Annotated in this window: 8 protein-coding genes; 5 read left to right on the top strand and 3 right to left on the bottom strand. The window is 42.2% G+C overall.

Going from position 1 to position 9807, the window contains the following annotated elements; translation table 11 throughout:
• Window positions 1–63: 63 nt before the first annotated feature.
• Window positions 64–768: a YiiX/YebB-like N1pC/P60 family cysteine hydrolase gene (locus CXF65_RS02060; RefSeq protein ID WP_101210863.1), complete on the top strand. Its 705-nt coding sequence runs from the start codon at window positions 64–66 to the stop codon at window positions 766–768.
• A gap of 80 nt (window positions 769–848) precedes the next feature.
• On the opposite strand, the gene CXF65_RS02055 is transcribed toward CXF65_RS02060, so the two are convergent.
• A complete protein-coding gene (locus CXF65_RS02055) occupies window positions 849–1109 on the bottom strand; it encodes a DUF1289 domain-containing protein (protein WP_101210862.1) in 261 nt (86 codons plus the stop codon).
• Window positions 1110–1296: 187 nt separating this feature from the next.
• On the opposite strand from CXF65_RS02055, the gene CXF65_RS02050 reads away from it, so the two are divergent.
• The 3 genes from CXF65_RS02050 to CXF65_RS02040 all read left to right on the top strand — a co-directional run bounded on the left by CXF65_RS02050 (window position 1297) and on the right by CXF65_RS02040 (window position 4780).
• Entirely contained in the window at window positions 1297–1944 is a 648-nt protein-coding gene (locus CXF65_RS02050) for a YqiA/YcfP family alpha/beta fold hydrolase (RefSeq protein ID WP_101210861.1), read from the top strand.
• A 110-nt stretch (window positions 1945–2054) separates the two neighbouring features.
• Window positions 2055–3941 carry a DNA topoisomerase IV subunit B gene (gene parE / locus CXF65_RS02045; protein WP_101210860.1) on the top strand — a complete coding sequence of 629 codons (1887 nt, stop codon included), beginning with the start codon at window positions 2055–2057 and terminating at the stop codon, window positions 3939–3941.
• 143 nt (window positions 3942–4084) lie between these two features.
• Window positions 4085–4780, top strand: coding sequence for a lysophospholipid acyltransferase family protein (locus tag CXF65_RS02040; RefSeq protein ID WP_101210865.1), 696 nt, complete (start codon window positions 4085–4087; stop codon window positions 4778–4780).
• Between the two features lie 82 nt (window positions 4781–4862).
• On the opposite strand, the gene CXF65_RS02035 is transcribed toward CXF65_RS02040, so the two are convergent.
• Window positions 4863–5645: an SDR family NAD(P)-dependent oxidoreductase gene (locus CXF65_RS02035; RefSeq protein WP_101210859.1), complete on the bottom strand. Its 783-nt coding sequence runs from the start codon at window positions 5643–5645 to the stop codon at window positions 4863–4865.
• 419 nt (window positions 5646–6064) lie between these two features.
• Between CXF65_RS02035 and CXF65_RS02030 the strand changes: the two genes are divergently transcribed.
• On the top strand, window positions 6065–7537 hold the full coding sequence (locus CXF65_RS02030) for a hypothetical protein (RefSeq protein WP_101210858.1): 1473 nt from the start codon (window positions 6065–6067) through the stop codon (window positions 7535–7537).
• 294 nt (window positions 7538–7831) lie between these two features.
• Here CXF65_RS02030 and CXF65_RS02025 read toward each other — a convergent pair whose 3' ends face one another.
• Complete coding sequence (locus CXF65_RS02025) at window positions 7832–9535, bottom strand: mechanosensitive ion channel (protein ID WP_101210857.1); 1704 nt, start codon at window positions 9533–9535, stop codon at window positions 7832–7834.
• Between the last annotated feature and the right edge of the window lie 272 nt (window positions 9536–9807).

Raw genomic sequence — 9807 nt, 5'->3', positions numbered from 1 at the left:
GCTCTATCAAATGACTTATTATTCCGTACATATTGTACAGTGTTAGCTACTTAGGAGAATCAAATGCTACCTGGAGATATTTTACTAGTGACTGGTGAAAATAAGTTGTCCTCATCACTTATAAAAGCGCAGAAAATACTTTATTCCAACGCCAGTTCAAGCCATGTCGAATTTAGCTTGGGCGATGGAATTTTTATACACTCGACTAATGATAAGGGTGTTCATTTGGCTTTATTAGTCGATGAGGATGAAGCTTGCAATCAAAACTGGCGAGTTATTAGACATAAATCAATTACCGAATCTTGTTCAGATACTGAGAGGCTACAAGAAGCAGCCATGTATTTCTATGCGCAAGATTACAATAAAGCTTTTATGGGTTCTGGAAACGACAATTCCTCTTTTTGCTCAGAATTGGTAGCAAAGGCTTATGCTCGTGCTGGAATAGAAATTATTGAAGCAAAGTCTCCAAGTAAGGTTACGCCTGCTCATTTTGATAAAGAAGCAGACAATTTGGAAGATTGGGTGGATGTCACCAATGAATATAAAAAGATTCTTGTCAGTATGAAAGAAAACGATTTTTTATATAGGACGGCTATGAGTACTATGAGTGCAATAATGACGAGGCGTAAAGCACATGAACCAATTCGTCAAAAAATGATTGAGATTTTTGAAAATGGATCAATTGAGAATAAAGAATTAGCTAAACAAATGAGAGAAATGCTATCTAAGAGACAGTTGAAGTATTGGTATGAAAAAGAAGATAAATAAGGTCAGAAAGTATAATTTTTTTAATTTAATTGTTATAGGGTAGGTATTCTTATTTAATCTTATATCACAACCCTATATTTTCAAAACAACTCACCCATCTCAACGTCTTCTTCAAAATCAAAATCTAACTGCTCGTTTTTACGTAGCCGCATAAGCTCAATACGCAGCTTACGTCCTGCGATAAGCCTTAGCACCTCGCGTTGCTGCTCTGTCGTCATGTCATGCCATCGCTGGCGCTCAGTTCGACTACGCAGGCAACCAAAGCAATAACCCTTCTTATTGCTTTGACAAAGACCAATACATGGATTGGCAATCTCGAACAGTTCAAACTGTTGATTCATGGCGGCTCCATCGCGTTTATCGTTATTCCCTTAACTTGCCTCATCTTATTTTAAAACATTATTATGTCGTAAATAACGAATAATAGTGTGCCACTTTATTGTTACTGTTTTTGGCGAGGCAATGCTATGCTTAGCTTTTATAGCATATATAAAGTCATCATAACAAAATTAATAAGTGAGATTGTACGTGAACATTATTTATATTCATGGATTGGATAGTGATGCCAACTCGACCAAAGGCATATTATTAGAAAGCTATGGCCAGCAGCATCATGCTGATATTAACGTATATCGCCCTGATCTTAACAGCGCCCCTGAGCAAGTGTTTGAGCAATTAGTTAAATTGGTAACCGAACTCAATACAGAAGAAAAAACTGTACTAATTGGCAGTTCATTAGGTGGCTATTTTTCCACCTTGGTGAGCAATCATACAGGCTGTCCGGCTTTACTATTAAATCCTAGTACCCAGCCACACGTGACATTACAGCGCTTTGCTCATGACCTACTATTAAATAACGATAGTAATGAAGGTCAAGGCGAAGATGAATTGCCAAAGAACCAAATTCTCTATACGACTGCTGGCGGTTGGGATATTACTTCTGCGGATTTGCAATGGTTTGCAGATCATCAGTTATCAGAAATTCATTATCCTAAAAAAATTGCGGTATTTATCAAAGAAGACGATGAGTTATTAAATCCTGAATTGTCTAAAGCCTTTTATCAACAGCAAGGGAGTACGGTTATTTTACAAGCGGGTGGCGATCATCGGTTTAGTGACTTTGGTGAGCAGTTGCCGATGGTGATAAATATGCTACAAGATTTAGTACGAGTCTAAACAGGCGACATTATATGACGTGAGCGATGGACTATTAACCTTAACGTCGCTATTTTTCGTTATAATGGTTGAATAGAATTAATCAGACATGAATCGTTAAGGATGCATTTGTGAGTCAATATAATGCGCAATCGTTAGAAGTTTTAGAAGGACTTGAGCCGGTACGTCGTCGCCCCGGCATGTATACGGACACCACACGCCCCAACCACTTGGCACAAGAGGTGATTGATAACTCAGTCGATGAGGCGTTGGCGGGTTATGCTAAAACCATCAAAGTTCAATTGTATAGTGATGGCTCGTTGTCAGTTGAGGATGACGGGCGAGGTATGCCGACTGATATTCATCCTGAGTTTAAACAGTCAGGGATTGAGCTGATTTTGACCCGCTTACATGCTGGTGGTAAGTTTTCGACCTCTAATTATGAAGTTTCAGGTGGTCTGCATGGCGTTGGTATCTCGGTCGTCAATGCGCTATCCACGCGAGTGGAAGTCACCGTATGGCGTGATAGTACCCAGTTTGAAATGGTCTTTGAAAATGGTGCACCAGTTACGCCTTTGACGGAAACGATCAGCTCAAACAAGCGTAAACGCGGTACTAAAGTACATTTTTGGGCGGATGGTAGTTTCTTCGATACGCCAAAATTTAATGTTAAACAACTCAAGCACAATCTAAAAGCCAAAGCGGTGTTGGCCGCGGGTTTGACGATTGAGTTCGTCGATGATATTAATAATGAAAAAGTTGTCTGGCAGTTCGCTGATGGCGTCGTTGAATATTTAAATGAACAGTTAGATGGTCTTGAAACTTTGCCTGAAGCACCGTTCTATTATAATTACGATGCGAAAGCGGGCGAACGTGCCGCCATTACCTTTGCCTTGTCTTGGTTGCCAGATGGGGGTACGCCCATTCAAGAAAGCTATGTGAACCTTATCCCGACGGCTCAGGGGGGCACGCATGTTAATGGTCTGCGCACAGGTATTTTAGAGGCCTTACGTGAGTTCTGTGATATTCATAACTTATTGCCGCGTAGTGTCAAGCTGACCGCAGAAGATGTATGGGATGGGGTCAATTATATCCTGTCGCTTAAGTTTTCTGAACCGCAGTTTTCAGGGCAAACCAAAGAGCGTTTATCGAGTCGAGAAGCCGCTGGCGCAGTACAGACATTGGCAAAAGATGCCTTTAGTTTGTGGTTAAATCAGCATGCCGATATGGGTGCTCAGATCGCCGAGTTGGCGATTAATAAAGCAGGACGTCGCCTAAAATCTGCCAAAAAAGTCGCGCGTAAAAAGATTACTCAAGGTCCTGCCTTACCGGGTAAATTGGCTGATTGCCGTGGTGATTTACGTGATGGTGCAGAGTTATTTTTGGTGGAAGGAGATTCGGCGGGCGGTAGTGCCAAACAGGCACGAGATCGTCATTATCAGGCTATATTGCCACTGCGCGGTAAGATTCTAAATACATGGGAAGTATCCTCAGATACCGTGCTGTCGAGCCAAGAGATCCATGATATCGCCATCGCTATCGGTGTCGATCCAGCGTCAGACGATTTGTCCGAATTACGCTACGATAAAGTATGTATTTTAGCGGATGCGGATTCTGATGGTCTGCATATTGCCACCTTGATTTGCGCGTTGTTCGTTAAGCATTTTCCAGCGTTGGTTGATGCAGGACATCTATTTGTCGCCATGCCTCCGTTATATCGCGTGGATGTCGGTAAAGACGTACATTATGCGTTAGATGAGCCTGAGCTTGCCCATATTTTGGCTAATGTACCGGGTAATAAAAAAGCACAAATTACCCGCTTTAAAGGGCTGGGAGAGATGAGTGCAGAGCAGCTACGTGAGACGACCATGAATCGTGATACCCGCCGCTTAGTCCAGCTAGACATGGACGACATGGTATTAACCAATAGTGTGATGGATATGCTGCTCGCTAAGAAACGCTCTGCTGATCGTAAGACTTGGCTTGAGGACAAAGGTAACTTGGCTGATATCTCATAAACTATAGTAACAACGAGCATTAGGTAGGCTGATGCTCGCTGTAGGGTTGAGTAAGAGACAGCACGATAAAAGATTATAAAAGGCAATTTAGTGGCATAAGGTTAATGTTATTATGTAGCTATCTTTTATTATCTGGTGCCGTTATGACATCGAAGTTTAGCCGTCGTTCTAAGCCTATTGCCGCTAGTTCTACACGCTCTAAAATATTACCGAAGCTTAGCCGAAAGGATTTGGGTGACTTAATTCCCAGACGTGGCGGTGCTATTACGCCAGTTATCGGTGCGCGTTTGTTAAAAGTATTAGGCTGGCGTACTGTTGGCGATATTCCAAATGTGTCGCAAGCAGTGGTATTGGCTTTGCCGCACACTTCTTATTTGGATGGCCTCTATGCATTGCCCGGTTTGTTTGCTATTGATTTAAAAGTTAGCATTATGGGTAAGCACACATTATTCAAAGTACCAGTACTGGCACAACTATTACGTTGGATGGGTATTATTCCCATCAATCGGGGCAATAAGGGCTCAGTGCTACAAGCGAGTATTGCTAAGTTTAAGACTGGTAAGCCTTTGTTCTTGGGGCTATCTCCAGAAGGCACTCGCGATTATAGGAAAGAATGGAAAACAGGTTTTTATTATTTAGCAGTGGGCGCTGGTGTCCCTATTTTGCCAGTGGCATTGGATTATAAGACCAAAGAAATACGTTTTTTGTCAGCGGTGTATCCTACTGGCGATATCGAGGCTGACTTGCCAAAAATCTATGCTCAATATAAAGGCGTATTACCAAAATATCCTGAGCGCTTGTCGCAGCCACTACAGGATGTTAATCAATCAGCCGATTAGATATGTCTTGCGAATATGAGTATTTAAGCCTCTTAGGGATGGCTAGCAAAATACTCATATTCAATTACAAAGAGAGCAATAGCTAAAACTGAGGCTGACCGTTAGAAGCACTAATCCCGCCGTCCACCGCAAGATTGACGCCAGTAATCATCGACGCATCGTCACTTGCCAAAAAAGTAATGGCAGCGGCAATGTCCTCTGGCGTGGCCAAACGACCAAGTGGACAACGATCTAAGAATTTATCGGTCTTGGCATCATTATCTTGAATGGCACTGGTCATGTTTGTCTTAGTCACGCTCGGATCAACCGCGTTGACACGTACCCCATCAGGACCATGATCTAAAGCCAGCGTCCGTGTTAGATTGCTAACGCCAGCTTTGGCGGCATTGTAAGCTGCCATATTCCAATCACCGCCGACCCCTGACAATGATGAGACATTGACGATATTACCTTTGGTTGCTATCAAGTGCGGCATGGCTGCCTGACAGACGTAAAAAGTACCATTTAAATTCACATCAATCGCTAATTTCCAGTCTTCAGCCGTTAGCTCTGTAATTTTACCTTGAATGGCCTTACCTGCATTATTCACCAAGATATCAATCTTTTCAAATTGATCGATGGCTCTTTTAATCATTTCTTGCACTTGGCTCTGCACACTAATGTCGCAAGTAATGGTCATATAATTATCGGTATGAATCCAAGTGCGATCTGTCGGAAACTCCTTAGCGGTTTCTGCCAAACTGTCAGCTGTACGTCCTACTAAAACGACGCTAGCGCCTTCTTGAGCAAAACGAATGGCAGTTGCGCGACCGATACCTGAGCCGGCCCCTGTGACGATGACGGTTTTTTCTTTAAAACGTTTCATGATGTTCAGTCCTTGTTATCATATGCAGATAATAGTCACTACATAAAAAATGAGTAAGCAAACCCTAAGTGGTGGGTGAGTTATAAATCGATGCATCAGCTTTGCTGCTTTTATGTCATCATAACAAGTCATTGCTTTGAAAGCGACTTTGTATAATTGCACTTATGTATAGTCAGTGAAAAGTAATATTGATACCTCACGCACTGTTGATATCGATTTTTCTTGCTTGCTGTGTCTACGCTGACACAGAGGCTATAAAAAATTGATATCAGCAATAAGGTCGCGTTTTTAGGATATTTTGACTATAGTTTAGTTTTTCTTTAGCGAAGAATGCTTATTATCCTTGCAAGAAGGGCATTATCGTTCTCAGTGGCATTATAGGATGCGTTATATTCAATTGATAATAAAAGGTTGGAACTGTGTTAAATTCGACTACTGCCACATCTGAATGGGGTCATTTAGCTGATGAATTGGCTTGTTATCTGCAGGCAGCTGCGTCAGAGATTGTTTTACCTAATCTCCAAACCATAGAGGCGCGTTATGAGGCTCGGCAGTATCACTATCAGTTGCGACTAGGTAAGCTGCAGCTATTAACGCTCACGGTAACTCTGCCTTCTGAGACGAGCTTGGCTAAGATTGAGTCAGTGCGGATGGCAGCAGTCAAAGCAGCGCTGGCATGGCATAAGAGTTACACCTCTCAAAGTAAAGACGCTCAGCTGCTCAGCTATGAGGTATTGGTCGTCGATATCCAGTTTAGTGAGCACGCTAAAAATAGCATTAACAATGGTGGCGACAATGACAACAGTAGCGATAGTGATAATAACCGTAATATTGAAAACAATAGTGATTTTGAAAGTAATAGTCAGCCAAGTAAGTTACCCAAGCGTCTAAAGCATGCGTTTGCTGCGCGCTACTTTATGGAAGATTTAGTCGTTGATATAAGTGACAGTGGTCAGCAACTTCAAATATTCAGCTGGCATGATTGGTGTTCGATAATGCTAGCGTTGCAGACACCATGCGAGCTATGGCGGTTTTTGGGATATCATCTAGAGCAGCTACAGCAGTCGGTATCTAGTCACATCGCGAGCTTTGAGTCCGAAGAAAGAATTATCAGGCAGTTTTTAAGCAGTGTATCTTTATTTAACCACGCTATCACGGTCGATAACGCGCTTATCAAGTACGGTATTCAGCAAGCGCCCAATTCTGCATTGATAGCCATGAGCCTAGCGCAAAAGAATCAAAGCAAAACGGCACCGATGTATGAAAGACATATGGCCCAGGCCGCGACACTTTGGTCGCAGCTTAGTGCGCAGATGATTCATACGGTCAGTGCAGAGCTAAAAGCTAAGGCAGATAAAGAGTCAATAACACCCTCATTTTCTGTTTGGCAGCAGCAACTCTTAGATGAGTCTTTGTTTTCGCGGCATGAGCTTATCCGCACTTTATATAGACACCCAAAACAACAGCAGGCGTTGCAAAAAACTGGCTATGTAGTACATCAGCATTCGTATGAAAATCTCGGTCGGCATTATGTGCTGATATTCTATGGTCAAGATGTGCAGGGGCAGAATAGTAAGGCGGCTATTCAGCCAAACTTACAGCAAATTGCGCAAGATGTTGCCACGCGGCTACCGATGGCTGAGCTGCATCACGTCATTGTACTTGGTATAGACTTTATCTCTGAGGCAGGCGAGACCTTTATAGATATCGATCTGTGGATTCAACCTATGAATAGTATGACCCAGCGCGAGCGTCAACTTACCAAGCAAATACAGCGCCTTAAACAACAAGGTACTGAGCAGCCTACGAGCAAAAAATTGACGCAGCAAGCAAACGATTTGCCTCAAGTTCGTCTCAACCTTTCTATTCCAGCCCGCAAAGATAAACCATAAATAGTGGCACGCCTTGGTAATTAGGTAAATGCGTAGGCGTTCAATCTTAAAAAGTATAGTTGAATCACTATAAAAAAATACAGTGCTGCTGGTAATATTAGCGTATCGATTCTATGTCGAATTGACTACATCTATATAACTATTGAAATAACCAACACGAACCAATATAGTCAATGGAAAGTAATATTGATACATCAGCAATACCGTCGCGTTCTTAGGATGTTTTGATTATACCCACAAAAAAAGACAGCCTAAGCTGTCTTTTTTCATGCAAAATTATACTGTCATAAAGACTTATTTATTAGTGTTGTCGATAAGACCACTACCAGGTAACAAATCATTATCTGTCTGAATTCCAGGAGTTCTAGTCGTTCCAACATCAGTAGTATCTACAGGGTCAGTACCAAGTTTTGTGGTATCGACTGTATCTGTACGTAAGTTAGTTGCCGAGGTAGTTGGTGCACTCGGCGTATTCTCACGAACTGAATCAGCAACTTTGTCTTGCGTCGATGAATTAGGCGTCAAAGCAGACTTCGCTTTTGCTTCAGTACGCTCTTTGTCCATTTTATCCTGCATCTTGCGGAGGAAACGTGCTGCTGCTTCTTGACCACCAAGACCGAATGATAGAGCAAAGGCAACCGCAACGGCACCTAGTGTTAGACCAAATGCTAGGTTAACAATAGAGTCAGCAATACCCATCGCTTTTAGACCCATGGCTAGTACCAAACCCATGATTAATACACGTACGATGTTTGCTAAGAACTGTGAGCCTTGCTCAGAGCGCTCAACGACACCAGCAATGATATTGGCAAGCCAAAAACCGATGAATAGGATAATCGCGCCCAAGATGATGTTGGCACCGAAAGCAATAAACATCGCGATGATAGCTGAGATAGGCTCAAAACCTAACAAATCAGCGGCAGCGATAGAAGCGAATAACATCGCAAAGAAGATGATCGCATAGCTAACGAGGTCTGAAACTTTCTTATCGCCCATCGTTTCTTGCAAGCCAACTTTGGCAGGCAATTGGTTGATCTGAGTGTTTTCGATCAAGCCTTTGATGATGTTAGCGACCATACGTACCACGTAGAAAGTCACAACGAGGATAGCAACTGCCATAAAGATATTTGGCAACGCTTCCATGATTTTGTTCAGCATGTTCGTCGCAGGACGAGCAATCACTTCGATTTTTAACGCATTTAATGCTGCGATAATCGTTGGGATAATCACAACTAAAAAGGCTAATGAACCCGCAATATTAGGTAGGCTGTTTTGTTCGCTTAAACCTGCTTTTGTTGCCAGTTTTTGCACATCAAAAGTAGAAACAAGGTTGGTCACAATGCCGCGTACTACTTTAGCAATGATATAACCAACGACAAATACAACACCAGCAATTAGGATGTTCGGAATAAAGCTGAAGATTTTGTCAACCATATTAGTCAATGGTGCAAATAGACCATCAAGCTCTAATTGACCCAATACCATGGTTAGAACAACCAATAAGATGAACCAATAAACCATATCAGCAATTGTGCTGCTCATTGGTTTGACGCCAGCTTGTGCACTTAAACGCTCATCCATTGATGTCTTGGCCAATGCGGCATTGATCGCTGTGCGGGCAACAGTTGCCACTACCCAACCAATCACACCAAGGGCGATAGCACCGATAAGGTTAGGGATAAAGGCCAATACTTGGTTGACCATGTTTGCAAATGGTGCCGAAATAGAGTTCAAGTTCAATTGGCTAAGAGCCCCTGAAATTGCGATGATAAAGATAAACCAAAAAACAATCTTAGAGATAATACCCTCTAGATCGTAGGTTTTACCAGTGGAAGAGTTCATGCGTTGGTTAAGGTTCACTTTAGACAACACACCACGTACCAACGCCGCGATACCTAGTGCCACGAGCCAGCCAATAATAAATATCAAAATCGCGCCAATGATAGAGCCGATGGGCCCACCAAGATAACCGTTAAAAGATGTAAACATTGGATTCATCTTATCCTCCTTTAATCATCATACATGAGCCACAAAATAACAAGAATAGCTGGCACAATTGTCATGTACCCAGCACCGTTATTATTCAGCAAAACCATATAGATGGTAATTATAAATAGTATTTTTAATTTAAGTTATACAGGGATATTATAATGACTGAATCAGTAATACTATTATGGTAAACATAGGCTTGCGCTGGTGATACATTTGTGCTGCGCAGCGCTGCTACCGATACCTAAACATATATTAGTAAAACTTACGTTCAGTTACTT

This window comes from Psychrobacter sp. Sarcosine-3u-12 (genome assembly GCF_002836005.1).
Classification (GTDB): Bacteria; Pseudomonadota; Gammaproteobacteria; order Pseudomonadales; family Moraxellaceae; genus Psychrobacter; species Psychrobacter okhotskensis.
This window is presented reverse-complemented; position numbering and strand designations above follow the sequence as displayed.